The sequence below is a fragment of the Saccharopolyspora sp. NPDC002376 genome (assembly GCF_053593195.1).
Genome location: NZ_JBSFBZ010000069.1, coordinates 1 through 24583, shown reverse-complemented (window position 1 = coordinate 24583; position 24583 = coordinate 1). Strand labels below are relative to the sequence as shown.

Genomic DNA, 24583 nt, shown 5'->3' with positions numbered 1-24583 from the left:
CGTTGAAGTCAAGGGCGTGACCGACAGACCCATCACCAAGCCACCAGAAAGGGAGGTCTCCTATGCAGGAGGCGCCCGTCGTATCGGGCTCGGTACCGCACTCGGCGGTTCCTGGAGCCCATCGCGTGGGACCCGGCAGACGGTGGCGGATCGGGCGGAGAGAACGAGAGGGACGCCCGCGATCCGCCGGTCACCGACGGTGGGCGCCGTACGTGTTCGTCGCTCCGAGCGTCGTCTTCTTCCTCGTCTTTTTCTTGTGGCCGGCTGCCACGGCCATTCAGCTGTCCCTTTACGACTACGACTTTCTGTCCCCACCGGAGTTCGTGGGCATCGAGAACTTCGTGCGCCTCGCCGACGACCCACGGTTTTGGCAGGCGCTGCGCAACTCCGTCGTCTTCCTGATCATCACGCTGCCGATGTCGACAGTGCTCCCGTTGCTACTGGCGATGCTGGTCAACCAGAAGATCAAGGGGATCACGTTCTTCCGGCTGGCCTACTACCTGCCGGTGGTGACCTCGATGGTCGCGATCGGCATTGCGTGGAGCTTCCTGTTCCACCGCGACGGACTGTTGAACTGGTTGCTCCTGGAGACCGGAATCCTGAGCCAGCCCATCGACTGGCTGCTGGACGGCACCTGGGCGCTGCCCGCCGTGGCGTTCGTGGAGGGGTGGCAGGGCATGGGCTACTACATGATGATCCTGCTCGCCGGTCTCCAGGCGGTGCCCCGAGAGGTGCTCGAATCCGCCCACTTGGACGGCGCGGGCTTCTGGCGACGGTTCGTCCATATCCTTGTGCCGCTCATGATGCCGTTCCTCGCGGTGTGCGCGTTGCTCGGCACCATCGGCTCGTTCCAGTCGTTCGCATCGATCTACGTGCTGACCGGTGGCGGCCCGCAGGGCGCCAGCACGACGCTGGGCTACCACATTTGGTCCGAGGCGTTCGAGAACTACGACTTCGGCTACGCCAGTGCCATCGCTATGGTCCTGTGGCTGTTGCTCGTCGTGCTCGCCTTCGCCTTCTACCGGCTCGGACGGCACCGAATGGGCATCTCATGAGCGCCCGCCGCCTGGCCACCGCCACCGCCCGGTACGGGGCCCTCATCGCGATCGCCGCCGTGTTCCTCGGCCCGTTCCTCATCCTGCTGTCGAACGCGCTGAAGAGCCCCGAGCAGGCGGTCTACAGCTACCCGCCCGAACTGATCCCCACGCCGCCCTCGACCGACACCCTGGAACGCGCGTGGTCGGCGGTGCCGTTCGGGCGGTACCTTGCCAACTCCGTGCTCATCGTGGTGCTGACCATCCCCTTGTACCTGATGGTCTCCGCGTGCGCGGGGCACGCGCTGGCGCGCTACCGGTTCCGCGGGCAGAAGTTGATCTTTGGTGCCATTCTCTCCACGCTCTTCCTCCCCGGTGAGGTAATGCTGATACCTCGGTTCCTCGTGGTATCGGAACTGGGTTTGGTCGACACCTACGCCGGTCTGGTGCTGTCGAGCGTGTTCACGGCCTCCGGCGTGTTCCTGTTGCGACAGGCGTTCGCCGCGATTCCCCAGGAGCTCGTAGACAGCGCGCGGATCGACGGGGCCGGTGAAGTCCGGATGTTCTGGCGGATTCTGCTGCCTCAGGTGCGGCCGACCCTGGCCGTCGTCGCGATCTTCGGTTTCATCAGCATCTGGAACAGCTTCGCCTGGCCGCTGGTGATGATGCGCAGCGAGGAGAAGTTCCCGGTTTCCCTGGGACTCGCCTACCTCGCGGGCACGTTCGGCACCGACGCCCGCGCCGCCGCGGCCGGTGCGGTGATCGCCCTCGTGCCGGTGTTCGCGTTCTTCCTTGTCATGCAACGGCATTTCCTCGACCAGATGAGTGGGGCGATCAAGGGTTGACCACGGACAGCACCTCGCCATCGTTCGACGGGCCGGTCGCGCACCCGGACGGCTCGTTCACGATCTGCCACACCACGCCCGCGGCGGTATCCGTCATCCGTCCAGGTGCGCCGAGTCCCGGGGAATCCCTTGGCCTCCCCGTCGCCGCGGCGGCAGGGGCGGCTCGTGTTCCGGGCGGGGTGGTGCTGGTGGCGGATCCGGTGGGACATGGCCTCGTTTTGGTGGACGTCGAGGACGGCGCTTCCCGGCTGCTGTGCCGTGATGCCCGCATGCACCAGCCCAACGATCTCGTCGTGATCGGCGACGACCGGGTGGTGTGCACCGACCCGGACTGGGCCTCCGGCACGGGCAGGCTCTGGCTGGTCGAGCTCGCCGGGCCGGCGCGGCGGACACTCGGCGGCCGGATGGGTACCACGAACGGCATCGCCTACGACGACGTGACTTTCACGCTCTACCTCACCGAGAGCACGGATCGGCGGCTGCTCGCCGCCGACCTTGCCGACGTGCTCGGTGGCGCCACGGACGCCTGGCGGGAGGTCTGTCGATTCGACGAGGGGCTCGCGGACGGTATCGCACTCGCGCGGGACGGCCGGGTGCTCGTCACGGTCCACGGAACCGGGACGTTGCACGTCGTCGACCCGGCAACCGGCCACGCCACACTGGTCCCCCTGCGAGGCCGGGACTGCACCAACGTGGCGGTCGGTGGGCGGGACGGAAACGACGTCCTCGTCACGTTCAGTGGACCGCCGGGCGTGCAGTGGTTGCGCGCTGACCTGATTCCCCATAAGGGAGGAGATCGATGAAGCTGCTTGTCGTGGGCGGTACGGGAAAGGTCGGTTCGCTGATCCTGCCCACCCTCGCCGCCGCGGCCGAGGTGGAGGTGCTGGACCTTCGCACGCCCGAGCGTCCTGTGCCCGGTGTGGTGTACCACGCCGGCGACGCCTGTGACCACGAGACGGTCCGGCGGCTGAGCACGGGAAAGGACGTGCTTTGCCACTTCGCCATGGGACGGCTTGAGGGGTGGGGAGAGCCGGACAATGCCGTCCGCCACCTGCACGCCTCGGTGGTCTCCCTCTACGCGGCACTGCGGGCCGCCGCGGAAGCCGGTGTACCCAAGGCTGTGGTGGCCAGTTCGATGTCGGTGTTCAATTTGCGCTCGGAGCGGCTGCCCTGGCCGGCCGAGGCTGAGGTGCCGGACGCGGTGGACTTCTACGGCTTGAGCAAGCGCCTGGGTGAGGTCGTCGCCGAGACGGCGGCCGTGGCCACCGGGATGCGCGTGATCGCGTTGCGACTCGTGCTGCCGACGGCCGACGACGAGTGGCCCAGACAGACACAGCCCGACCCTTCGACGTCGGCCACCGACACCGCCCGTGCTGTCCTGGCCGCCGCCGCCGACACCGGCTCGGGATTCGACGCCGTCGCCATCAGCGGCGACACGACGGGACGGATCTGCAACACCGGAAAAGCCCTGCAGCTGTGGGGCTGGCGGCCGGGCTCCGCGCGCGCCGGTTCGCCCGAGGAACACACGACAGCGACAGAGGAGGCGCCATGAAGATCGCACGCATCGGCAGTCCAGGCGAGGAGCGCCCGGCCCTCGTCCTCGACGAGGACCACGTCGCGTTCCTGCCCACGGCGTGGGGAGACCTCACCCCCGCGTTCTGGGCGGACAACGGATTGCGGCGACTGTCCGACCTCGCCGCTTCGGACGACCTCGACGTGTCGAAGCGGCCGCGCGGCGTCCGCGTCGGCGCGCCGGTTGCCCGGCCCGGACAGGTGGTGGCGATCGGGCTCAACTACGCCGACCACGCGGCCGAGTCCAACACCCCGCCACCGGCGGAGCCCATCGTGTTCTCCAAGTGGGCCGGATCGGTGTGCGGGCCGGACGACGCGATCAGGCTTCCGCCGGGAGCCGCCACAGCGGACTGGGAGGTCGAACTGGCAGTCATCATCGGCTCCGAAGCCCGGTACCTTTCGGACCCGGCCGCGGCCTCGCGGTGCATCGCCGGGTGGTGCCTGGCCAACGACGTGTCCGAACGCACCCTGCAGTTGGAGCGCGGTGGCCAATGGTTCAAGGGGAAGTCGGCCGAGACCTTCTGCCCGCTCGGACCCTGGCTGGTCACCCCGGACGAACTGCCTGACCCCCGTGACGGCATCGCTCTGCGGACCCGGCTGAACGGGGACGTCGTGCAGGACGGCACGACGGCCGACATGATCTTCGACATTCCCTTCCTGATCCACCACGTCAGCCAGTTCACGGTGCTGGAGCCGGGTGATGTGTTGCTGACCGGGACGCCCGCCGGAGTCGGGTTCGGGATGAGCCCGCAGCGTTTCCTGAAGCCGGGCGACGAGTTGCACCTGACCGCGTCCGGCCTGGGCGAGCAGCGCCAACGCGTGGAGGCCGCGATCGTTTGACGGTTTCCGCCTCCGCGGCCATCCCGGACGGCCACCATGACGGCGAAGGAGTCCGATCTCGTGTCCGAGCAGTCGCCCTTCATCGAATCCCCACCCCACGTCCACCCGTCCCGCATGGTCCACGTGACGTATCGCGGATTGGTCGACGCGCTGGTGGACCCTCCCGAGATCGACCCGGTGACAGAACCGGATGCGCTCGCGGTGGCACGCGTCCTCGACGCGTCCGCACGCCGATCGGGGCGACGACTGGTTCCCACGGTCCGTGACGAGGTCGCCGCGGGGCTCGCACCGCCAGGCGTGGCCGAGGCTGCCGCCGCGCTGACGGGCACGCACGACTTCACGGACCGCTCCCGTGGTCGGTCGGCCCTGTACGGGTTCCACTACCTGGAGTGGACCCGTCCACTGTTGCGGGCCGCGGCGTTGGCCGAGGACCCTGCCGCTGCCCGGCAGTGGGCGGAACACTGGTGCGACATCTTCGAGCAGTGGTACGCCTCGCGGGAGAAGGTCCGCGGTGATTGGCCCGGCCTGGACGTGGTCTGGTACACGCTCGGTGTCTCGCTGCGCAGCAAGCTGTGCCTGGACGCCCTCGACACGTTCGGCACGGACATCTCGCCGGGCACCCGCTGCCGCGTGTACGCCACGATCCTGGCCTCTGGGCGGTGGCTCGCGGAGGAGCACACCTACTTTCGGCACGGGAACTGGCAGTTCGTCGGCGCGTGCGCGCTGGCAATCCTGGCGACCGTGTTCGACGGGTTCGCCGAGTCGCCCGCATGGCTCGTCGTCGCGCACGAACGCATCGCCGAGCACCTGCGGATCGACGTCCATCGCGATGGCGGGCACGTCGAACGATCACCGAGCTACCACCGGATGTGCACCGATTGGCTGAACCGCGTAGCGAGCCTGGACGCTCTTCCGCCCTCGATCGCCGGTGTCGACGCCCGTGAACGGCTCGTGGCGATGCACCGGTGGCTTGTCGCCATGGCGACACCCGAGGGATGGGTACCGCCGTTCCAGGACAGTGCGCTTGTCCACATCGGACGCTCTACCGCCACGGCCTTCGTCCTTACCGGCGACGTCGAGCTCGGGCAGGCTCTCGCGCGCCTGCCCGGTGGCCGGGACACCCTCCACCGGGTGGCGTCCGCATGGCGGCGACCTGAGCCGTCCGTCGCGGACGCACCGTCCGCGACGAGCGCGACGCTGGTCCGCCTTCGCGACAGCGGCTACGTGGTCGGGCGGAGCGGATCAGCTCCCGGGGACCTGTACTGGGCGATCAACGCCGGGCCACACGTCGATCACGAACTCGAGTCGCACAGCCACCGAAGTGCGCTCGACGTCGTGCTGTGGGGCGATGGTGCCCCGTTGGTGTGGGAGGCCGGGGGTCCCTGGAGTTACGACAGCCCCGAGTACCGCTCCTGGTACCAGCATGCGCGATCGCATTCCACCGTGGTGCTGAGCCGGGACATCGCGCGTGACCGGGAAGCCACGGTCGACGTGACGCATGAGGGGCGTGTGATCGACGTGGTGACCGCACACCACCACGGTTGGGGTGCCCGCCACCAGCGTGTGGCGGCCCTCGTCCGGCCCTCCGGCAGCCACGACGGGTACTGGGTGATCGAGGACACTGTGGACGGCGACGAGCAATGGATGGCTCTGATCCACGGCACCACGCCGTGGCGGCCGGTCGACGACGGATTCGCTTGGGAATCGGCCAACAACGTCGTGGTGTGCTCGCTCGCCACGCGCGTCGACCCCGTCGACGGCGGCCCGAGCACCCTGCCGTCTCTGTCACCGGAGGGTGTGCCGATGCCTGTTCAGGGCCGGATCTCCACGTTGGTGCACTACGGCGGCCACGACGGCGTGGTCACCGTTGTCCTGCCTCCCTCGACCGAGCGGCACCGGTTGGACAGGGCCCGGGACCAGCAGAGCATCGTGCTGACTCTGCCCGGCGATACCGTTGACACGGTCACCCGCGGTTGCTGGTGGCGCCGACAGGGCGGGCGCCTATCGGCGGCGGCCTGGTGGGCGACGGGCAGCCGCGGCTCCGACGCGCCGCTGGGTGCCGATGGGAAGGTCGTGCTCGCGGAGGCCATGTGCCACGGGGGAGAGCAGGCACCGGTAAAGATCGATGTCCTCGCTCACGGCGCCGGGCGAGTCTTCACGCGGCTCGATCGTCCCGGGCGGACCGCGTCCCTGCGCCGCGCCGGTGACACCCACGCGATCACCGTGGCGTTGGGCCATGACCAGTGCGGCCGCGCCACCGTCATCGTGCCCTCTCGCGGCCAGTGGGTGCTCCAGATCTCCTGACCGTGTTCACGCCCAGTCCGTATTACCGCTCACCCCCGCATCCGCCGGATCACCACCTTCCTGAGAGGACGCATCAGCATGAACGGATTCGAGCACACCGGCGAGTCGTATCCATCCTGTTCCGGCCGCCTCGACCGGCGCACCCTGCTCCGCGGCACCGTCGCCGGGACGGCACTCGGTGCTGTCTCCGCGGCGTTCCCCGGCGTGGGCGTCGCCGAAGGGCGTCGATGGGCCGTCCCGCCCCACGGCTCGGCGCAGGACATCCAGCAGGCCATCGATGATGCCGCCGCCGCGGGCGGCGGCACGGTGTACCTTCCCCCGGGCACGTACTCGATCGACCGCACGGTGCGCCTGTCCAGTGGTGTGGTGCTGGAAGGAGCGGGTGCCGAACTCACGCACCTCGTCGACGCCCCGCTGCTCGGTGCGCAGGCGGTACTCGCCGTGGAAGGCACCGACGCGCAATCGGTCAGCAAAGCCGGGGTCCGCCACCTCTCGGTGCGCAACGGCGCGGCCTCGGACGGCGCCTTCACAGCGAGCAAGGACGGCATCCGGATCCGGTACGCCGCCGACGTGGAACTCACCGGAGTCGGCGTCACCGAGATCGCGGGCGCCTACGGTGTGCGCGTGCAGAACACGGACCGGATCACCGCGACCGGGTGCCACTTCTACCGCTGCACCTACAGCATGTTCATGGTGTTGCCCGACTGCACGGACGTCATCGTGCGGGACAGCACGTTCGACACCCTCACTACGCAGACCGCGCCCAACTGCTACACCCTGGCCACCGGGGCCTCAGTCCGAGGTGGTGGCCAACAACGGTGGACGCGCGGACTCACCGTCGAGAACTGCCGGTTCGTGAACAACCCCCGGTGGGAGGGGCTGGACACGCACGGTGCGGAGCAGGTCGTCTTCCGTGGCAATTACATCGAGAACTGCTACTTCGGGATTTTGGTGGCCAACGCCTCGAACTACGTCGCCGAGCCCGTCACCCAGGACGTCGTGGTCGAGCACAACACGATCATCCAGGGCAACGGGCGCCCCGGCGGTTACGGCATCGTGGTGAAGGGAGCAGCCGCTCGGACCCGGAACGTCGTCGTGCGCAACAATCACATCCGCGGTTTCGGCGGCGTGCACCCGTCGATCGGTGCCATCCAGCTCTACGGGACAGAGCAGACCCAAATTCTGGACAACACGATCGAGGACTTCGGCATCAACGCCATCACCCTGTACTACGGCGCCTTCGACACGCTCATCGCGGGCAACACGATTCGCAACGCGGCCCCGGCGGCGGACGGCACCACCACGGCGGTCGTTCGCGGTGACGCGTGGGGTGTGCACGGGGCGGTGGTTCGGGACAACGTCGTCGTGGCTGATGCGCCCACCCAGCAGGTGGACTACTTCATCAACGCCGTGACCACGAACCAGTCGTGGCAGATCGGCGACAACGATCTTTCAGGCGTCCGCCACGATCCGCCGTTCAGCCGAATGGAGTTCCTCCCGGTATTCAAGGACGAGGCACCGGTGAGCGGCCCGCTGCAGCAAAAGGCCGGGGACATCCTGCTCGACACCGCCCTGCGGCCCGCGTGGCGGGTTGGCTCGCCATCCGCGGGCTTCGGCGCGCTGGACACCAGCACCGTCGCGGTTCTGGTGGACATGCAGGCCGGGAGCCCGCGTGCCGTCCTGCGGGCCGGCGGCAGCTACGACTGGCGGAGCATGCCTCCAGGCATGAACGTCGTCGTGGGCGGAGCCGGCACCGATGGTGGCGATCTGCCGGCGAGAGTCGTCTTGAACAGCGGAGCGGCGAGGTCCGGTGTGGACTTCGTACTCGAACTGGACACCGCGGCGTCGGTGACCGTCTCCTCAGCACCGGTGCGGTTCCAGGGGCTGGCGTTCGAGCCGATCGCCTGACCGGCATCGGCGGTACCCGGTCAGCCGGTGCTGTTCGCTCGCAAGAGTCGCCCCGGCCGTGCCGAGGTCTGCCGCCCGTCCTCCACCACGGCCGATCCGTTGACCATCACGAGCACGATGCCTTCCGGTGTCCGCGCGGGGGCAGTGAACGTCGCGTGATCGATCACGGTGTCCGGGTCGAACACGACGAGGTCGGCGTATCGGCCCGGCTGGAGGATGCCCCGGTCCGGCAGCCGGAGCCGGTCCGCGACAGCACCCGTCATCTTGTGCACCGCCTGGGCCAGTGTCAGGATCCCGTGCTCGCGCACGTAGCGGCCGAGAACCCGGGGGAACGTCCCGAAGCCACGCGGGTGCGGCTTGAGCCCGCGCTGGTCCATGGGTACGGCCGAGCCGTCCGAACCGACGACGGACAACCGGTGCGCCAGAAACGTCCTCATGTCGGCCTCGGTCCGGTAGAACAAGACCACCTGGACGCTGTTGCCATGTCGCAGGCACAGGTCGAGCGTGAAGGACACCGGGTCGGTACCGGCGAGCGCGGCGGCGGCCTCCAGGGACAACCCGACGTAGTGCTCGCTTCCCGGCCCGGATCGGCTGATGATGACGCGGTCCCAGTGCCAGGGGATTCGGTTCATCCACCCGGCGGCCAGTTCGCGTTCCGCCCGGCGACGTTGCCCGGGGTCGGCGAGCAACCGGCGCATGACGTCGGTGCCGCCGGCCTGTACCCAGGGCGGGAGGTACTGGGTGAGCGAGGACGACGAGGCGTCGTAGGGGTAGACGTCGAACCACACGTCCAGCCCGGAGGATGCGGCGTCCTGGAACATCGCGACGACCTCCGCGGCACGCCCCCACTTGGCGGGTTCGTTGATCGCCGCGTGGGAGAACTGAAGCCGGGCGCCCGCGGCGCGGGCGGTCGTGATCGCTTCCTCGACGGCGGGGAAGCCCGGTCCGGCGGTGTCGCGGCAATGGGTGGCGTAGAGCGCGCCGTGCTCGGCCACCACGGACACGAGCTGGCGGATCTCCTCGGGATCGCCGTAGCCAGAAGGGATGTGGGTCAACCCGGTCGACAGGCCGAACGCGCCCTGGCTCAGGCTCGTGTGGACGAGTTGGCGCATCCGCCGCAGTTCCTCTGTGGTGGGCGGCCGCTGATCGACGCCCATCACGGCGACGCGCACTGTGCCGTGCCCTACGAGCGTGGCCACGTTTATGGCGGGCGGGTCGGCCGCCAGCCGGCCCGCGTAGCCGTCGATATCGTGCCACGTCAGGTCCACCGGATCGTCTCCGATGCGGGCGAGGTGGTCGGCGTGCAGGTCCAGGCGGCCCGGCGCGAGCGGGAACGGTGAGAAACCGCAGTTGCCGACGACCTCGGTGGTGACTCCCTGCCGCACTTTGCTCTCGCCTGCCGGGTCGAGCAGGAGGCTGACGTCCGAGTGCGTGTGGATGTCGATGAAACCTGGGCACAGCACTAGGCCTTCGAGGTCGATCACGCGCGAAGCCCTCACTCCGGTGGGCTTTCCGACGTGAACCAGTCGATCGCCGGAGACAGCCACTTCTCCGACGAAGGGATCGGTGCCGGTGCCGTCGATGACGGTTGCCCGACGGAACACGAGGTCCGCCTCCATGTGCGTTCTCCTCGGTGAAGGTGGCGACACTACGGATGTGGTCGCCTTGGGGCACAGCCGCGCAAGAAATGGAAAAGAGTTTCCACTCATTGGCACGCTAGCAGTGTCGCGGTCCTGGCGGCAACCGGCGTCGGATGCATGGTGTGCGATCGCGTCCCAGGCGACCTGTAAGACGAGAGACGAATGGCATCCGCTGAGACCCGCACAGGCCCCCGCGTTCCCCTGCGAGCGGTGGACCGCATGTGCGACATCCTTGACACGCTCGCGAATGCAGCCGCCGGAGTATCGCTGTCGGCGCTGGCCGACGCGACGGGACTGCCGAAGAGTTCGGCGTTCCTTTACCGCGCCACGCTAGAGAGCAGGCACTACGTCGAGCGCGACCAGCGCAGCGGTGCCTACTACCTCGTGCACGCGGTCCTCGTCGAGTCACCGCACATGATGCGGCTCGCCGCCCGTGCCGGCGATCGGGGCTACGTGCACAGCACGGCACCGGGCAAGGTGATCTGCATGTTGTTGCCGGAGCGCAGAATCCGGTCGACCCTCGTCGCCACGGGGATGCCGCGGTTCACCGCGACGACTCTGACCGAGCCGGAGGCGTACCCAGCAGAGCTGGAACACACGCGCATCGAGGGATACGGGCTGGAGGAGGGGAGCACCGACTGTCGGGTCGGTGCGTCGCGGTGCTCGTCCCGGAGATCCTGTTTCCCGCCGAGAAGGTGGCGACAACCCTGTCCGGGCAGATGCGTTGACTCGCGCCGGGGAGTGTGTCCCGGCGGCCGGAGCGGATCAGAACCATGTGGTCACCGCGCCTATGACGAGATCCTCGTCGTCGAGTAGCGGGATGAGCGTCCACTTGTCGAACGCGGTGCAGGGGTGGCAGGGCCCCAGCCGCAGGACGTCGCCCACCCGCAACCGGCCGTCATGGCGCAGGTAACCGTGCTGGTCGTTCAGCTTCTCCACGACCGCCTCCACGCCGGGCACCGGCCGTCCGCCGCGCGTCACGCCGAGCACGACCGGCAGGTGGGCGTCGTACGGGGCGTCGCGTTTGCCGAAGTTGGCGAGGGCGAGCCCGGGTTCCGGTGTGGACACCACGGCAGCCCACAGATCGAGCGCGGGACGCAGTGCCCCGGCGGCGTGGTCGCGTTCCGGGGCGAGTGGGGGCATGCTCGCGCCCGGGCCGTGGTCGTGGGTCACCGTGCCGCCCGACCGCACCACCACGCGGAGCGGGCGACTCAGCTGCGGCCGACGAAGGGCGGCCACGCGATCGGGGAACACCGATCCGCCCGCCGTCAACACGATCTCCGAGACCTCCCCGAACAGGCCGTGGGAATCCAGACGCACGACCGCTGCCGACAACCGGGTGAGGTAGTCGTCCACCTGCCGCACCGAGGCGGCGTCCCGGCCGACGGGGAGTACCCCTTCGAAGCCCTCGATGCCGGCGAGCACGAGAAGGCGCGCGTCGTGCACCGCCTTCGCGACCGCGTCTAGTTCGCCCTCCTCGCGGGCTCCTGTGCGTCCGCCGGGCACCCCCAGCTCGGCCAGCACCGGAACCGGCCGGCCGGCCCCAGACTCGTGGAGCCGGCGATCCAGCAGGGCTACTCCGTCGACTGAATCCACGAGGGGTAGCACCGTCAGCCCGGGCTGCGCGTGCGCGAGTTGCACTAGAGCGCGAATGTTCGCGGAATCCACGATCTCTTGGGCGAGGATGATCCGGCGTACCCCCAGGGCGGCAAGGAACCGCGCCTGGTGTACGGATGCCGCCGTCATGCCCCATGCTTCCGACTCGAGCTGGAGCCGGATGATCTCGGGGGAGAGGTGGGTCTTGGCGTGCGGGGCCTGGGAGACGCCGACCCGGCTGCACCACTCGGCATGTAGGGCGATGTTGTGCTCTAGTGCGCTCGCCCGCAGTGTCAGCGCGGGCAGGAGCAGATCCGTCAGGCGCCAACCTTGGTTTGCGATGGCCTCCGCGGACACCGTCGGGTCCGGAAGGCTGCGGAAGCGGGGAAGAGGGTCGGTGGTTCGGGGTGCCAGGGTCTGGTGAACTTGGAGCCGCGTTGTCGACCGATCCATTCAGCGATAGTAATCGACCAGTCAATGGAATTGGTGTTCCGTGCCATGGGACACTAGTTGTCCAGGCGCAAGGGGTTACGTGCAACGCCGACCGCGTCGCGGCCGGCGTCCCGCGAGTCCTGGCAGCGCACTCACGTCTCGCTGCCGCGAGGTGTGTCGACCGGCTTGGGTGCCGCGCTGAAGCCGCATCCGTTCATTTTCCGGGGCAGCCGTGGCCTGCCTGGCCGACGTCGACGGGCACGACTACCTCGACTGCACCCCGGGTTGACCGCCGCGGTGCGGGCACAGAGTGTGCTGCCGACCAGGTCACCCAGGACGCTCGCGCCACCGTGCTCTGCGGAAACTCCGATAACCCCTACCGTCGACGACGGACCCCCTGTGGTTCCTTCGCGGCGCCGACGACGGCGACCCCGCGAGTAGCACCACCCACGGGCAAAGTGGACAGACAGCCGAAGTGCGCCTGGCATGGCTGCGCCGTGCAGGATGCGGCCAAGGCCCTCGGGTCTTGCGCGTTTAATGATCCGGATGGCAATCCGCAGTACGGGCATGCCTGTGAACTGGAGACGTCGCTCGCCATGGTGCTGGCGTCCGAACTCGTCCGGCCTGAGCGCATCACCGGGCCGGGCAGGCATCGACCGGTTGATCCGCTGTCGGCGGCCCACGGCTACGTCGACATCGCCGTCCGGTTCGACGAGTTGACCGCTGACGGTGTATACGGCGATCCGAGTAGGGCGAGCATCGATCTCGGAAAACGAATCCTGTCAGCGGCGCTGTCCCGCTCCATCGAATTCTGTCGTCGATTCGTCGGTGACCCGGCCACGACGGAAAGTCCGTCATTTCAGTAGCCGGAACATTTCCGGCGCGACATTGACATCCTGTGGAACAACCGTCACTGTATTAATTGGAACTTCGATTCCATTCAATGGAACAGTCGAGATCTGTCCTTCCAGCCGTCAGGAGGAGTGATGTCGTCCCGTCCCCGTGGCCTCGCGGTCGTCGTCGCCGGTTGTCTGCTCGCGACAGCGGTGTCGGCCACCGTCGGAACCCGATTTGGGTGTCCCACCCGGACCACCCGGCCGAGGGCAGATCTCGGTGAGCGAGAAGACAGAGGAGCGTGGGCTTTGCGATCCGCTCCTGGGATTTTTCGCTCACACTGCGGCAGCCGGTGATGTCAACGACGACGGCTGGCCCGACCTGTATGTCGGCGGGTTCTACCAGGAACTGGCGTGGGACAAGTTCTTCCGGTTCGGCGACAGGGGAGCCACCCAGATCTCGCCCGACCACGCTCGCCGACATGGACAACGACGGCTGGCTGGACCTGGTCACCGGCGTATCGGTAGCCGACGGCACGAAACCCGCGATCTTCCGCCACGAAGGCCTCGTCGATGGGGTGCCGCAGTTCGCCACCCCCCATGGGTTGCTCGACGAACGGACGCCGACACCGGAGACCTCGCAGTGGGAGAACGCCGGTCTGCTGCGCTACTGGCCGACCGGCGTCAACGCCGACTTCAACCAGGACGGCCTGATCGACATGTTCGCCGCCGAATGGTTCCCGGAACTGCCGTCGCGGTACTGGCAGAACACGACCAGCGAGGCGGGACGCTTCATCGACGTCGAGGTCACACCGGACCACAATGCGCTCGGTGCGACGGTCAATGTCTATCGGCTCCGGGACCCAAAGCGCGGAGCTGCACCGATTTTCAGCCGTCAGGTCCTCTCGACCGAGAGCTACGGCGGGGGCGCGCTCCGCGTCCAGCATGTCGGTCTCGGACTTGCTGCGCTGGTCGAGGTCGAAGTGATCGGGCCCGCTCCTGAACAAAAGCGCGTCGTCCGATACGCCAATGCAGGCGAGACGGTGAAGGTCGGCCTGTAACCACCGTGATGATCCGCTGAAACACCCGTGAGCGCAGCCCAGTCCAAGGCTGCTTTGCAGCAATGAAAGGTGACACGTGACCAGTACCGCAATCGAACGGCTCGGCGCCTTATCACCCAATTCTCCAGTGGCCGGTCCTCGCCACGTCGCCGTGGAGCAATGCGTCGTGGACGACGGGACGGTGTTCGTCTCCGGCCAGGTGGCGTTCGACGGTGACCGGGAACCGCTAACGGGCAAGGTCGGCCACACCGTCACGTCCGAACAGGCTGCGGAGGAGGCACGCATCTGCGCCGCGAACGCCTTGCACCGGATCGTCGCCGAGTTCGGCAGTCTCGATGTCGTCGAACGGATCATCAAGGTCACCGTGTTCGTCAACGCCGTTGATTCTTTCAGCGGCCACCCCACTGTCGCCGACGGCGCCAGCCGACTGCTCGTGGAGGTATTCGGTGAGTCCGGTCGGCACGCTCGGGCCGCAGTTGGCGTGGCGAGCCTGCCGCTCGGCGTGCCCGTTGAGGTGGAGCTCACGGCGAAACTGCGGTCGTGACCTTCGGGTCACGGCCGTTTGTCGAGAACGAAAGATCGGGAGTCGATGACTGTACGACTGGCAGTGCTGGGGCTGGGACACGAGACCAACACGTTCTCCACCGTTCCAGCGGACCTCGCGACCTATGAGGACGGTGGTATCCACCGTGGGCAAGAACTGGTCGATCATTACGGGGAGTCGCAGGCGACGTTCGCCGGTTTCCTCGCCCCACAGGACGGCGAGCCCGCCGAACTGATCCCGCTACTGGCCGCGTGGATCAACCCGTGCGGCGCGATCACCGCCGAGGCCTTCGACGCCATCGTCGGTGAGATGGTCGACCGCCTGGCCGCGGCCGGCCCGGTGGACGGCGTTCTGCTTGGACTGCACGGCGCTGCGGTGGCCGAGGGCAGGCCCGATGCGGACGCGGAGACGGCGGCGCGGGTCCGTGCCGTCGTCGGGCCGGACGTGCCGATCGGCGTGGTCGTCGACATGCACGCCAACGTCGACCCCCGGCTGGTAGAAACGGTCGACGTCCTGCTGCCGTACCAGACCAACCCCCACGTCGACGCACGCGAGCGGGGCATCGAGTGCCGCGAGCGCGTGCTGGAGATCATCCGCACCGGCCATCGGCCCGGCCTGGCGCTCGAGCAGCTACCCCTCGTGGTGGCAATCACGCGCCAGGACACCCGCGAGGAACCCATGGCGAGACTGCTCGCACTCGCCCGCGAGCTGGAACAGTCCGACGGTGTGCTGGACGTGAGCGTTGTCGAGGGGTTCCCCTACGCCGACGTTCCGCAGATGGGCATGTCCGTGATCGCCGCCCACCGTGATGGTCAGGATGCTGCCGCGCACGTCGCACGCACGATGGCCGGGCGCGTGTGGGCCGCACGGGAACGACTCCAGGGCGGCGGGGTCGGTATCGACGATGCGCTGTCGCAGGTCGCCACTCACACCGCAGGCAAGCCACTTCTGATGCTGGACGTGGGAGACAACGTCGGCGGGGGAGGCCCGGGCGATTCCACCGTTCTGCTCGAAGAGGCGTTGCGGCGGGGCACCGGGGGTCTGGTCACAGTGCTTCTCGACCCCGAGACGGTGGAGAGCCTCGCCGGGATGGCGCTCGGCGAGCGTGTCCGGGTCCGCGTCGGTGGCCGTAAGCAGGATCAGGTCGGCAGGCCGGTGCCACTCGACGCGGTGCTCGTGGGACGTTCGGACGGACGGTACGAGGAACCGAGGATGGCACACGGCGGCCGGCGATACTTCGACTCCGGACCCATGGTGGCGCTGCGGACCGACAGGGACATCACCGTCGTGCTGACGTCCAAGCTGGTGCAGCCCATCACGCCGAACCAACTGCGCGCTGTGGGGCTGGACCCGACGTCCTTCCGGGCGATCGTGGCCAAGGGAGTAAACGGGCCTCGTGCCGGTTACGCCGATGTGTGCGGTGATTTCGTCGTCGTCGACACGCCCGGCATCACGCGGGTCTCGGTGGCGGAGTTCACGTACGCGCACCGACGTCGACCTATGTATCCGTACGAGCCAGAGACCACCTATCAGCCGGGTATGCCCTCCCAGTGCGGGTGACGTGTCGCAATCGTCGCTGCGACACCTCGTCTGGACAACCTGCTGCCCCGGGGATTTCCGGAGCGGCAGGTGTCATTCTGTCGAGACATTCCTCGTCAGCGTGTGCGCCGGTCTGAGGCCCGGCTGGAAACCGGGCCCGGGCCTTGGCTGAGGGTCGCCCCCAAAGCCTCGTCGATGACGGCAACGGTGTCCTCGACGTCGGCGTCGGTATGCGACGTCGAGAGGTACCACCGTCCACCTGGGAGAGTGAACACTCCGCGTCGCAGCATCTCGACGGTGAGTCGGTCGTAGAATTCCTGGTCCGCTGCAAGGAAGTCGTCGAAGGTGCAGCTCGACTCGACCCCAGCGATACATTGCACGACGGGGCCGGTCTGGTTGACCGTCGCCGGGACGCCGTGCCGAGCGAGCGCGGCGCGCATGCCGTCGGCCAGCGCCTTGCCCCGCCGCTCAAAGTCGTCGTACACGCCGGGCCGGGCAAGTTCGTCCAGGGTCGCGCCCGCTGCGGCGAGTACGACCGGGTTTCCGTTGTACGTGCCTGCGTGCACGATTCCGTTGGTCGTCTGGTCGATGATGTCGGCACGCCCCGCGACGGCGGCGAGTGGGTAACCGCCGGCGATGGCCTTGGCGAGCACGACGAGATCGGGCGTGACGCGATAGCGGGTCACCGCGCCGCCAGAGTCGATCCGGAAGCCCGTGATCACCTCGTCGAAGATGAGCACCGCGCCGGTCGCGTCGCAGAGCTCCCGCAGACGTTCCAGAAAGCCAGTCGGTGGCTCCAGCACGCCGGAGTTGCACAACACAGGCTCGAGGAAGACGGCTGCGATGTCGGCCTCGGGGGAGGCGAGCAACTCGGCGGCTGCGGCCGCGTCGCCCCACGGCACGATGCTCAGATCGTCGAGAACCGCTGGGTTCTGGCCCTTGCTGCCCAGTCCGAGGGAGCCGTCGGGACCCGGTCGGTACGCGACCAGCATGGCGTCGGACCATCCGTGGTAGTGCCCGCCGAACTTGATGAACCGCCGCCTGCCCGTGACGCCCCTGGCGAGACGCAGTGCGACCTGGGCCGCCTCCGACCCGGTGTTGCTCCACAGCACCCTTTCGGTGCCCGGGATCCGGGCCAGAACCTTTTCGGCGACCTCGGCCTCCAGCAGGTGACCGGACCCGTAGGTCGCTCCCAACGGAAGCTGGGCGCTTACCGCGGCGGTGAGCGCCGGATGCCCGTGGCCGAGGATGACCGGTCCCCAACCCAGGACGTAATCCAGGTAGTTGTGGCCGTCCAGGTCGGTGAGGCGCGATCCTGCTCCTCCCTGGAAGAACAGGGGGTGAGGCTTCATCGAGGCGCGCAACCCGGTCGAGACGCCGCCCCCAAGCGAGGCCTTCGTACGCTGCCAGGCCTGCTCGGATGCCGGCCACGCACTGATCGCCATCTTCCTGGCCTCCCTCGAGTCGGTGAACCTCTCCCGTTTTTATGACTGGAACTACTGTTCCATACAGTGGCAGACTATCTCTGCACGTTGACGTGGTCAATCCAGCGGAGGCCCGCCGTCCGGGTGGCGGTGGGGAGGCGACGGGGGAAGTGATCTCGCGCGAGTACGGGGCAGACATCGACCTTGGTGAGACGCGGCTTTTCGGCTGGCAAAAATGCCGTACCATTTTTCGAAAACGACCATCCTGCGAAAACCACTCGGGCAGTGGCATGGACGGGGGTTCCCCATGACAGCGGCAGAGGCCGATACCGGATCGACGAGCTACCCACTCCGGGCTGTCGACCGCGTGTGCGACATCCTTGACACGCTCGCCAACGCGTCGGCCGGGGTCTCGTTGTCCGAGATCGCCGCGTCGGCCAATCTCCCGAAGAGCTCGGCGTTTCGCTACCTCACGGCCTTGGAAGCGCGGCATTACATCGAGCGCGAGCCCAACGGGAGTTCGTACCGGCTCGGCGTGGCATTCCGCCCGCAGCACACCCGGAACGTGGAGCGCCTGTCCGCACTCGCTCGTCCCGCGCTGGAGAAACTGCGGGACCAACTTGGGGAAACGACGAATCTCGGGATTCTGGACGGCAGCCAGGTCGTTCACACGGTGGTCGTCGAATCGCCGCACATCATGCGCCTGGCGGCACGGGTCGGAGAGCGTGGTTATGTCCACTGCACGGCTCTCGGCAAGGCGATGTGCGCGGCGCTGCCCGACGATCGCGTCCGCATGATCCTGGATGCGGCAGGCATGCCCCGTTTCACGGAAGCGACCGTCACCGAGCCGGACGAGATTCTGGCTGACCTCGATCGAACGCGTGCTCAGGGATTCGGACTCGACGACGCCGAGAATCAGCGTGCCGGGCGCTGCGTCGCCGTTCTTGTGGACGACATCGCGTTCCCTGCGGCGATCAGCGTGAGCGCTCCGGCGGACCGGCTGCCACGCGACGAGGTGCCCAACGTTGTGAAGCAGTTGCGCAGCGTCGCACGCGTGTTGTCTCGCAAGATGCAGGCGTGACGCGGGGACCGCGGGGACCAGCTCACGCAGGGACCGCTCGGTCTGGTCCCGGAATTCCTGGCGTTCGCGCTGAGCTTCTGGGGCGTCGCCAGGTTGTCGCGGATCCATCATCAAGTTCTTCCGTCGCATCGTGTGGGCCGACGCAACGCTGCTCGTCCTGAACCTCGTTTTCCTGTTCCGGGTGGCGTTGCTGCCGTTTCCGGCTGAGGTCCTGGACAGCCGCCACGGTGACCCCACGGCGGCCGTGGTGATCTACCGCGAGCCGCGTCACGACCGGACTGAGCTCGACAGTGCTGTGGTGGTACGCCGCCTACGGTCGGGCCATGCTTCGTCCAGGCTCGGTGCCTGAGGTGCCGACCGGTGGCAGGGGCGATTTCCTCGCGGCCAGCTGGGATCTGTTGAGCGGGCTGGCGCCCGTACTGGAACGATGCGCCGCTGAGGGCGGGGTGGTGCAGTTGCTGACCAACCCGGTCGACATCATGGCCGAGTGCCTTCGCCGCGCCACTTCGCTACGCCCCGAGCGCATTCTGGGCTACAGCCTCAATGACAGCGCCCGGCTGCCCATGGTGGTGGCGCGCGAACTCGGTGTCGCCACGTCGCGGGTGCGGGCCTGGGTGCTCGGCGAACACGGTGCGGGGCAGGTCCCGTTGTTCAGCAGGGTCCTGCTGGACGGCGAGCCGATCGCGCTCGCCGAGGACGCGATGGAAAGGATCGAGGCCGATATCCGCGGATGGTTCGCCCGCTGGTCGGCGCTGTCAGGTCTGGGTGTCCACCTCGACGAAGACGTGGCGGCGAGGTATCCCTACACGAGGGCGTACCTGCCCGTGAACCGGCTGCTCGACGGGACGGTCCACGACTGGTGAAGCCGAGGTCTCGACTGGTGGCCGGGTGAGTGCTCGCTCAGCGTCGTGCCGGCCCGGTGGAGCCGCGCACGATCAGCTCGGTGCTCAACTGGCGCTCCAGGGGCTTGGCGGGTGGTGCCGGTGTTGTCGCAAGTTCCAGTGCGGCGGCACCCATCTCCCGCAGCGGCAGGCGGACACTGGTCAGTGCCGGTACGACATCCTCGCAACCGGCGATGTCGTTGAAACCGGCGATCGAGAGGTCACCGGGAACAGTCCTGCCGGCCTGCCGCAGGAATGCCATCGCTCCGATCGCCATCTGGTCGGCAGAGCCTACGACCGCGGTGATCTCGGGGTGGTCCTTCAGCAGCTCCTGCGCGCCGATGTATCCGCCGTCCCGGCTGGCACTGCCGTATCGCACGTGCACCACGCCTCCCGCGTTCTCGATCGCCGCGCGCAGACCCGCGATCCGGTCCACAGTGGAGAGAACCTTCGCGTCACCAGCCACCACACCGATCTCTCGATGCTCGAACGCGAGAAGGTGCTCGCCCAGGGCGCGGCCGCCCGCGACGTTGTCGACGAGCACGTGATCGGCTTCGAGAAAGGGGTTGCCGACGGCGATCACGCGTCCTCCGCCGGCCTGGAACGAGCGGCTTCGTGCCGCCATGCCGCGCTTGTAGGTCTCGTCGGCCAATTCGGACCCGGCGATGATCACGATTCCGGTGCGATGTGCTTGCAGGAGGCGAAAGTACTCCAGCTCGCGGGCCACGTCGCGGTTGCTGTTGCAGATCGTCACGAGCAGTTTCCGGGCGGTGGCCACAGCGTGGATGCCGTTGATGATCTCGGAGAAGTACGGGTCTCCGACGTCCCCGGCAAGAACGCCGACCGTACCGGCATTGCCCTGCAGGAGCGTTTGTGCCTGAGCGTTCGGCACGTAGTCGAGTTCCCGCGCCGCCCGCTCCACCCGGGTGCGCAGATCGGCGCCGACGGGATAGTCGGCTCCGGACAGCACGCGAGAGGCGGTAGGGACCGAAACGTCGGCGCGGCGCGCGACGTCCCGGAGGTTGGCGGCCATGAACCGCAGGCTACGGGATGACGGCCCGGCAGGCCTTCACCGGGCTTTCCCGGGTACGTGGGCTCTCGCCGTAGCGCGAGGCTCTCGCGTGAACCGTGGCATTCGGAAACCTTGACGGCGCTTCCGGTTACGCCTAGGTTCGTCCGAATATTGGAAGAAAAGGTTTTCTCATGAAGACTACCGAGGCTCCAACCACCCGGGGACGGGGCAGGCTCGGACCCGCGTTCGTCACGGCCGCGCTGGTCTTCGGACCCGGGTCCATCACGACGGCGAGTTCGATTGGAGCCCGGTTCAGCTACGACGTCCTCTGGGCCCCGGTCCTCGCGACCATCCTCATGCTCTGCTTCGTGGATCTCTCGGTGCGCATCGGGCTGTCGACCGATCGTGGCCCGGTCGGCACGGTCGCCGCCCGCTTCGGCCGGGGCATCGCGGTTGCCGTCGCCCTGGGCGCCTTTCTGGTCACCACGTCCTTCCAGGCCGCCAACTCCGTGGCCACCGGTGCCGCGAGCCAGGTGCTCCTCGGCGGCGATGTCGCGTTGTTCGCCGCGCTGTTCACGGCGTTGGCGATCGGGTTCCTGTGGCTGCCGTCGCTCTACAAGAACCTCGAGCGTGTCATGGTCGCGATCATCCTCGTGATGCTGGTGATCTTCGTGGTCACCGCGATCGTCGCCCAACCCGACCTGGGTGCGATGGTGGCCGGATTCGTTCCGTTGCTGCCGTTGGGCTCCTCGGCGCTCGTCGTCGGTGCCGTCGCCACCACGTTCTCGGTGGTCGGGGCCTTCTACCAGATCCAGCTCGTGCGTGAGAAGGGATGGGGACCCGGCGATTACGCGATGGCGCGCCGAGACGCCACGATCGGCACGCTGGCGCTCGGTGTTCTGTCCCTCGTCATCATGGTCGCCGCGGCCGCGGTCCTGAACCCCCACGGTGTCACCGTGTCCTCTCCCGCGGACATGGCCACGATCCTGGAGCCGGCCGTGGGCCGCTGGGCGTCGGTGCTGTTCGCAGTGGGGCTGTGGGCGGCCGCCTTCTCCTCCCTTGTCGGCAACGCGACCATCGGCGGCGCCATGCTTGCCGGGGCGGCCGGTAAAGAGGAGGGCGGTCTGCGGTCGACGTTCGTCAAGGTGTGCATCACCGTCGTGATGGTGCTCGGCGGTGTTCTTGCGATCGTTTTCGGCGGGATCCCCGTCCAGCTCATCCTCACAGCTCAAGCGGTCACGATCTTCGCCGCTCCGGCCATCGGTGTGGTTCTGGTCCTGCTGGGCCGGCACAAGTCCCGCGGCGCCCTCGCCATCGGTCCTTTCCAGATGATTCTCGCTGTCGCCGGTTTCGCTTTCCTTATCCTGCTCGCCGTCTCCTACGTGAGGAACTTCTCGTGATCGCACCCACCCTGACCCCACCGGTCCAGGTACCTGCGGCGGCTCCGCAGGATGAGGCCGCTTTGGACGATCTGCTCTCCCGTCCCCTGCCCGGAGTCGGGGAGGCTCTCGCCGCGGTGGGCGGCGACATCGTCCTCCTGGGCGCGGGCGGAAAGATCGGCCCCACCATGGCGCGGATGGCGCGCCGTGCCCTCGATGCCGTCGGTTCGACCGCGAAGGTCGTCGCTGTCTCGCGCTTCTCGGATCACACGGTGGCCGAGGGTCTGCGTGCGGCGGGTATCGAGGTCCATACGGCCGACCTCGCGGAATCGGCCTGTTACCGCGACCTGCCTGACGCGGCCGCCCTGCTTTTCCTGGCCGCCATGAAGTTCGGCACGACGGGTGCCGAGCACAAGACATGGTGGTCCAATGTGGCGATCCCCGCCATGGTCGCCGACCGCTACCGCGGTGTTCCGTCGGTGGTGTACTCCACCGGTAACGTGTACCCGCTCACACCTCTGTCACATGGCGGGTCACTCGAGACCGATCCACCGGGCCCGGTCGGTGAGTACGCCCAGTCCTGTTTGGCCCGCGAGCGGATCTTCACCCATGCCGCACACACCTGGGGCACCCCGGCGACGATCTTCCGGCTCAACTACGCCTGTGAACTGCGCTACGGCGTCGTGGCGGACCTCGCGGTGAAGATCGCCGCCGGTGAGCAGGTGGATGTGACGATGCCCGCCGTCAACGTCGCGTGGCAGGGCGATGTCGCAGCATGGTCCTTGCGCAGCGTGGAACTGGCTGCTGCTGCGCCGCACATTCTCAACGCGACCGGCCCCGAGACCGTTTCGGTGCGCCGTCTCGCCACGTGGCTGGCGCAGGACATGGGTACCGATGTCGCCTTCGTGGGCACCGAGTCCGAGGATGCGTTGATCAACGACGCGGCCGAGTGCCATGAGCGTTACGGATATCCCACCGTCCCTTTGCGACGGCTCGTGAGATGGGTGGCCGAGTGGGTCGGCGGGGGCGGCCGGCAGCTCGGCAAGGCCACGAAGTTCCAGCAGCGCGAAGGAAACTTCTGATGGACCTCGGCGTGACGTTGCGGTCCGGCGCTGTCATTCCCGCGCACCCACTGGCCCTGGATGGCGACGGTGCCGTGGATCTGCGGGCGCAACGTGCCCTCACGCGCTACTACCTCGCCGCCGGTGCCGACGGCATCGCCGTGGGGGTACACACCACTCAGTTCGAGTTGCACCACGACCGCGGCCTGCTCGCTCAGGTGTGGCGGCTGGCGGCGCAGGAGGCCGCCGCGGCCGATGGCGCGCGGATGCTGGTGGCCGGTGTGGCCGGGGATCTCCGAGAAGCCGTGGTGGAGGCCGAACTCGCCCGCGAACTGGGCTACCACGCTGTGCTGCTGTGTCCGTGGGGAATGGCAGAAGTCAGTGAGGCCGCGTTGCTGGAGCGCGCGCGTGCCGTGGGCGACGTGCTCCCCACGATCGGGTTCTACCTCCAGGAATCCGTCGGCGGTCGACGGCTGGGCCGGGATTATTGGCGCGCGTTGTTCGATCTGCCGTCCGTGGTGGCCGTCAAGACCGCGCCGTTCGACCGGTACCGCACCGGCGACGTCATCCAGACCCTCCTCGAGCACGACCGATGGTCCGAGGTCACGGTGCTCACCGGCAACGACGACGCGATCGTCCATGACCTCCTCACGCCCCACCGGCGGCAGGTCGGTGGCGAACGTCGCGAGGTTCGGGCCACCGGTGGGCTTTTGGGGCAGTGGGCAGTGGGCACCCGGGCCGCCGTTTCCCTCCTCGCCCGGGTGCGGGAGGCCACCGCGGCGGGTGTGGCGTCCCTCGATCTGCTCGCCGAGGCCGCGGCGTTGGTGGAGATCAACGCCGCCGTGTTCGACGTCGCCAACGCCTTCGCGGGCTGTGTGCCGGGTGTCAACGAGGTGCTGCGCCAGCAGGGGTTGATCGCCACCGCCGCGTGCCTCGGCCCGGACCTGCTCTCACCGGGTCAGGCCGAGCTCATCGCACAGGTCCGGAGCCGGTACCCGGAGCTACTCGACGAGACGTTCATCGCCGCGCACGCCGAGGATTGGCTGCGGTAAGAGGTTGCGCGGATAGGGCTGTCGTCGCGAGCGGGGATGGTGGTGGATGAGCCGCAAGGCGGACGAGGGAGGCGGGCCACGGCGGCGGGTGGCGGTGGCCCGGATGGTGCCGGCGACCCGGGTGGCGTGGCCTTCGAACACGGCTTGGGCTTGGGTGTGCACCCAGGTTTCGGCGGCGGGGTCGGCCTCGTCGTAGAAGCACCAGGCGGCCTTCCAGAGGTGTTCGAGGACGTGGATGACATCGACCACGATCGCCACCTCGATGCCGCGAGTGCGGGCTTCGGCGTGGATGTGCTGGATCTGGTGGTATTCGGGTTCGGTAAAGACCGCACGCGGAGCGAAAGCCTTCGCAGGTGGCCGAGGACGTGTGCGAGTCCCGTTGGGACTTAACGAGTTCAGCAAGAAGTTGTTCCTCAGCGGCCGCGGATCGACTTATTGACCGGTTGACCGGGCTCTGTCATGATTTCCGTGTAAGCCACGGATGAGTTTATTTGTTTATTTCAGTTGAGTGGGATGCGTCCTGGGAAGAGGACGACTAGTGTGTT

23 protein-coding genes are annotated in these 24583 nt (G+C 68.0%); 18 read left to right on the top strand and 5 right to left on the bottom strand.

All coding sequences use genetic code 11. The features are described 5' to 3' along the window. The first annotated feature begins 212 nt into the window (after window positions 1–212). The 7 genes from ACWCO2_RS32070 to ACWCO2_RS32040 all read left to right on the top strand — a co-directional run bounded on the left by ACWCO2_RS32070 (window position 213) and on the right by ACWCO2_RS32040 (window position 8503). Complete coding sequence (locus ACWCO2_RS32070; RefSeq protein ID WP_450131536.1) at window positions 213–1055, top strand: carbohydrate ABC transporter permease; 843 nt, start codon at window positions 213–215, stop codon at window positions 1053–1055. 59 nt (window positions 1056–1114) lie between these two features. Further along, window positions 1115–1879: a carbohydrate ABC transporter permease gene (locus tag ACWCO2_RS32065; protein ID WP_450131535.1), complete on the top strand. Its 765-nt coding sequence runs from the start codon at window positions 1115–1117 to the stop codon at window positions 1877–1879. Then, entirely contained in the window at window positions 1876–2682 is an 807-nt protein-coding gene (locus tag ACWCO2_RS32060; RefSeq protein WP_450131534.1) for an SMP-30/gluconolactonase/LRE family protein, read from the top strand. The genes ACWCO2_RS32065 and ACWCO2_RS32060 overlap by 4 nt, the downstream gene beginning before the upstream one ends. Continuing rightward, the gene (locus ACWCO2_RS32055; RefSeq protein WP_450131533.1) at window positions 2679–3431 is read left to right on the top strand and encodes an NAD-dependent epimerase/dehydratase family protein; all 753 of its coding nucleotides are present in this window, start codon (window positions 2679–2681) and stop codon (window positions 3429–3431) included. Before ACWCO2_RS32060 ends, ACWCO2_RS32055 begins: the two co-directional genes overlap by 4 nt. After that, the gene (locus tag ACWCO2_RS32050; protein ID WP_450131532.1) at window positions 3428–4291 is read left to right on the top strand and encodes a fumarylacetoacetate hydrolase family protein; all 864 of its coding nucleotides are present in this window, start codon (window positions 3428–3430) and stop codon (window positions 4289–4291) included. The genes ACWCO2_RS32055 and ACWCO2_RS32050 overlap by 4 nt, the downstream gene beginning before the upstream one ends. Window positions 4292–4351: 60 nt before the next feature. Further along, window positions 4352–6595 carry a heparinase II/III domain-containing protein gene (locus tag ACWCO2_RS32045; protein ID WP_450131531.1) on the top strand — a complete coding sequence of 748 codons (2244 nt, stop codon included), beginning with the start codon at window positions 4352–4354 and terminating at the stop codon, window positions 6593–6595. 78 nt (window positions 6596–6673) lie between these two features. Beyond that, entirely contained in the window at window positions 6674–8503 is a 1830-nt protein-coding gene (locus tag ACWCO2_RS32040) for a right-handed parallel beta-helix repeat-containing protein (RefSeq protein ID WP_450131530.1), read from the top strand. Between the two features lie 20 nt (window positions 8504–8523). On the opposite strand, the gene ACWCO2_RS32035 is transcribed toward ACWCO2_RS32040, so the two are convergent. Further along, on the bottom strand, window positions 8524–10122 hold the full coding sequence (locus tag ACWCO2_RS32035) for an N-acyl-D-amino-acid deacylase family protein (RefSeq protein ID WP_450131529.1): 1599 nt from the start codon (window positions 10120–10122) through the stop codon (window positions 8524–8526). Between the two features lie 240 nt (window positions 10123–10362). On the opposite strand from ACWCO2_RS32035, the gene ACWCO2_RS32030 reads away from it, so the two are divergent. Beyond that, a complete protein-coding gene (locus ACWCO2_RS32030) occupies window positions 10363–10959 on the top strand; it encodes an IclR family transcriptional regulator domain-containing protein (RefSeq protein ID WP_450131528.1) in 597 nt (198 codons plus the stop codon). On the opposite strand, the gene ACWCO2_RS32025 is transcribed toward ACWCO2_RS32030, so the two are convergent. After that, a complete protein-coding gene (locus ACWCO2_RS32025; protein ID WP_450131527.1) occupies window positions 10909–12096 on the bottom strand; it encodes an amino acid deaminase in 1188 nt (395 codons plus the stop codon). The genes ACWCO2_RS32030 and ACWCO2_RS32025 overlap by 51 nt on opposite strands. A gap of 572 nt (window positions 12097–12668) precedes the next feature. Here ACWCO2_RS32025 and ACWCO2_RS32020 point away from each other — a divergent pair. The 4 genes from ACWCO2_RS32020 (at window position 12669) to ACWCO2_RS32005 (ending at window position 16169) form a co-directional block, all read left to right on the top strand. Beyond that, a complete protein-coding gene (locus tag ACWCO2_RS32020; protein ID WP_450131526.1) occupies window positions 12669–13037 on the top strand; it encodes a creatininase family protein in 369 nt (122 codons plus the stop codon). Between the two features lie 449 nt (window positions 13038–13486). Next, complete coding sequence (locus ACWCO2_RS32015) at window positions 13487–14065, top strand: FG-GAP repeat domain-containing protein (protein ID WP_450131525.1); 579 nt, start codon at window positions 13487–13489, stop codon at window positions 14063–14065. A gap of 76 nt (window positions 14066–14141) precedes the next feature. Continuing rightward, window positions 14142–14609 (top strand): RidA family protein, encoded by a 468-nt coding sequence (locus ACWCO2_RS32010; protein WP_450131524.1) that lies wholly within the window; start codon window positions 14142–14144, stop codon window positions 14607–14609. 45 nt (window positions 14610–14654) lie between these two features. After that, entirely contained in the window at window positions 14655–16169 is a 1515-nt protein-coding gene (locus tag ACWCO2_RS32005) for a M81 family metallopeptidase (protein WP_450131523.1), read from the top strand. 95 nt (window positions 16170–16264) lie between these two features. Here the strand turns inward: ACWCO2_RS32005 and ACWCO2_RS32000 are convergent, their stop codons facing one another. Beyond that, the gene (locus ACWCO2_RS32000; RefSeq protein ID WP_450131522.1) at window positions 16265–17593 is read right to left on the bottom strand and encodes an aspartate aminotransferase family protein; all 1329 of its coding nucleotides are present in this window, start codon (window positions 17591–17593) and stop codon (window positions 16265–16267) included. Window positions 17594–17879: 286 nt separating this feature from the next. On the opposite strand from ACWCO2_RS32000, the gene ACWCO2_RS31995 reads away from it, so the two are divergent. The 3 genes from ACWCO2_RS31995 to ACWCO2_RS31985 all read left to right on the top strand — a co-directional run bounded on the left by ACWCO2_RS31995 (window position 17880) and on the right by ACWCO2_RS31985 (window position 19516). Continuing rightward, window positions 17880–18653 carry an IclR family transcriptional regulator gene (locus ACWCO2_RS31995; protein WP_450131521.1) on the top strand — a complete coding sequence of 258 codons (774 nt, stop codon included), beginning with the start codon at window positions 17880–17882 and terminating at the stop codon, window positions 18651–18653. A gap of 130 nt (window positions 18654–18783) precedes the next feature. Then, complete coding sequence (locus ACWCO2_RS31990) at window positions 18784–19002, top strand: hypothetical protein (RefSeq protein WP_450131520.1); 219 nt, start codon at window positions 18784–18786, stop codon at window positions 19000–19002. 1 nt (window position 19003) lies between these two features. Then, window positions 19004–19516 carry a hypothetical protein gene (locus ACWCO2_RS31985; protein WP_450131519.1) on the top strand — a complete coding sequence of 171 codons (513 nt, stop codon included), beginning with the start codon at window positions 19004–19006 and terminating at the stop codon, window positions 19514–19516. A gap of 37 nt (window positions 19517–19553) precedes the next feature. On the opposite strand, the gene ACWCO2_RS31980 is transcribed toward ACWCO2_RS31985, so the two are convergent. Further along, a complete protein-coding gene (locus ACWCO2_RS31980) occupies window positions 19554–20567 on the bottom strand; it encodes a LacI family DNA-binding transcriptional regulator (RefSeq protein WP_450131518.1) in 1014 nt (337 codons plus the stop codon). 170 nt (window positions 20568–20737) lie between these two features. Here ACWCO2_RS31980 and ACWCO2_RS31975 point away from each other — a divergent pair, with 170 nt between their 5' ends. From ACWCO2_RS31975 to ACWCO2_RS31965, 3 genes are read left to right on the top strand one after another with little or no spacing between them, the layout of a single operon-like run. Next, a complete protein-coding gene (locus ACWCO2_RS31975) occupies window positions 20738–21946 on the top strand; it encodes an Nramp family divalent metal transporter (protein WP_450131517.1) in 1209 nt (402 codons plus the stop codon). Then, a complete protein-coding gene (locus tag ACWCO2_RS31970; RefSeq protein ID WP_450131516.1) occupies window positions 21943–23007 on the top strand; it encodes an NAD-dependent epimerase/dehydratase family protein in 1065 nt (354 codons plus the stop codon). The genes ACWCO2_RS31975 and ACWCO2_RS31970 overlap by 4 nt, the downstream gene beginning before the upstream one ends. After that, on the top strand, window positions 23007–24038 hold the full coding sequence (locus tag ACWCO2_RS31965) for a dihydrodipicolinate synthase family protein (protein ID WP_450131515.1): 1032 nt from the start codon (window positions 23007–23009) through the stop codon (window positions 24036–24038). Before ACWCO2_RS31970 ends, ACWCO2_RS31965 begins: the two co-directional genes overlap by 1 nt. On the opposite strand, the gene ACWCO2_RS31960 is transcribed toward ACWCO2_RS31965, so the two are convergent. Then, window positions 23988–24287, bottom strand: a complete 300-nt coding sequence (locus tag ACWCO2_RS31960; RefSeq protein WP_450131514.1) for a hypothetical protein — start codon at window positions 24285–24287, stop codon at window positions 23988–23990. The genes ACWCO2_RS31965 and ACWCO2_RS31960 overlap by 51 nt on opposite strands. Between the last annotated feature and the right edge of the window lie 296 nt (window positions 24288–24583).